General features: G+C 32.1%; 1 pseudogene. It reads right to left on the bottom strand.

Annotated elements, in window-relative coordinates:
- Positions 1-499: 499 nt before the first annotated feature.
- A pseudogene (locus B2W91_RS04420) lies at positions 500-1985 on the bottom strand (flagellin).
- Positions 1986-2123 lie beyond the last annotated feature (138 nt).

Below are 2123 nucleotides of genomic sequence, written 5' to 3'. Positions count from 1 at the left end.
CTGCACCCCAGGGGAACCCTAAAGGGCTTCACTACTGTTCCCCAGGGGTGGATATAGAAACTGGCGAACAATGTTCGCCGCTACAGATATAAATTTAAGAAATTAATTTGCAGAATTAATTTCAACCACAATTGTCAATTTTCCATTCTCAATTTTCCATTGATTAAACTGTTCCCCAGAGGTGGAATTACTTATCTCCATAATATTAGTTTAAATTCACTGGTTTTGCTCCAAACTATGCTGTAATTCTTATGCAATTGAAAATTAACAATAGAAAATCTTCAACTAATTATATAATTTAATAACATCTTATATGAAATAAAAGCTGGAGAACACTGTTCTCCCCTACAAAAATAAATTAAAGAAATTAATTCTGTCAATTTTCCATTTTCAATTCTCAATTGTTTGAAGGAGATATTTATCGTAATAATATTTTTATAAACACAAAAAAACTTCCCTATTTCTAGGGAAGTTTTATATATGAATTTATCAATTATAATTATCTTAATAATTGAAGAACTCCTTGTGGTTGTTGATTTGCTTGAGCAAGCATAGCTTGAGCAGCTTGGCTAAGAATGTTGTTTTTAGAGAAGTTCATCATTTCTTTAGCCATATCAACGTCTCTAACTCTTGATTCAGCAGCTGTTAAGTTCTCTGAAGAAGTACCTAAGTTGTTTATAGTATGCTCTAATCTATTTTGGTAAGCACCAAGTTTAGATCTTTCACCAGAAACTTTATCTATAGCTTTTTGTATAAGTGTTACTGCATTTCCTGCATTTGCTGAATTAGATACATCTAATGCATTTTCAACATTGTCATTGTTTGTTCCATTTGTAACTGTTGCAGTATTAGTAAATCCATTACCTGATCCTGTTATTCCTAAATTACTTGATCTCATATCTCCAAATTCTAAAGTCATTGTTTGTTTTTCATTAGCACCAACTTGCATTACAAATGATTTATCGCCTGATTCAACTTTTGCAGATTTTGGGCCTTCAAATCCTGTATTTTGAGTTAAAGTAAGTTTAGTTTCACCAGCTGTGTGTCCTACTGTATATGTTGTATTTAAATCAGTATCTTTTCCTATTTCATCTGCAAGAGATTGATATAACTCTTCTTGAGTATCACCAACTATTGTTAATTTTTTTCCATCTATTGTTATATCTCCAGCTTTTAATTCTCCTGATATTTCATCAACTCCAGCCACTTCAGTTATTGCAGCTTTTCCAGCAACACCAGCTGTATCTTCTGCAACAGTAACTCCTGTAGCTTTTAAAGCATTTGAACTTTCTTTTCCTGTAGCTTGAGTTAAAGTAAGTTTTTCATCACCATCAGTATATGCTGTTACATCATATTTTCCATCTAGCTTAGTATTAGCTTTTATTTCAGCCTCAAGACTTTTATATAGTTCATCTTGAGTTCCTCCTGTTATTGTTAACTCTTCGCCATCTATTGTAACTTTTCCCGCTGTTAAAGTTCCATCTAACTCATATTTACCTTGAATTGCTGTAACTCCTGCTTCACCTTTAACTCCAGCAGTAGTATTCTTAGTTGCAATATCAGAATTTCCTTTTATAAGACTTTGATTGTTAAATTCAGTTGTGTTTCCTATTCTATTTATTTCTGAAGTTAATTGGTTAATTTCCTTTTGGATTTCTCCTCTATCACTTTCTGTATTTGTGTCGTTACNNTCCAGCTTGTACAGCAAGTTCTCTCATTCTTTGAAGAATGCTGTGAGTTTCATTTAACGCACCTTCAGCTGTTTGTATCATTGAGATACCATCTTGAGCATTTCTTGAAGCTTGGTCAAGACCTCTGATTTGTCCTCTCATTTTTTCAGAGATAGCTAGTCCAGCAGCGTCATCTCCAGCTCTGTTGATTCTTAATCCTGAAGAAAGTTTCTCCATAGATTTTCCTGAGTTAACTGTGTTCATTCCCATATTTCTATGAGCATTCATAGCATTTAAATTGTGGTTAATTATCATAATAAGTACCTCCTTGAATTTTGACATTGCACTTCCCTGTGCAAAATTTTATTTATTTGTTTTACACTATAATTATCGTAGGTTTTATATATACTTTATAGTTTTTTAAAAAATTCTTTTATTATTTTTTATTTTTTT

Source organism: Clostridium sp. UBA6640 (assembly GCF_002455975.1).
Lineage (GTDB): Bacteria > Bacillota > Clostridia > Clostridiales > Clostridiaceae > Clostridium_J.
This window is presented reverse-complemented; position numbering and strand designations above follow the sequence as displayed.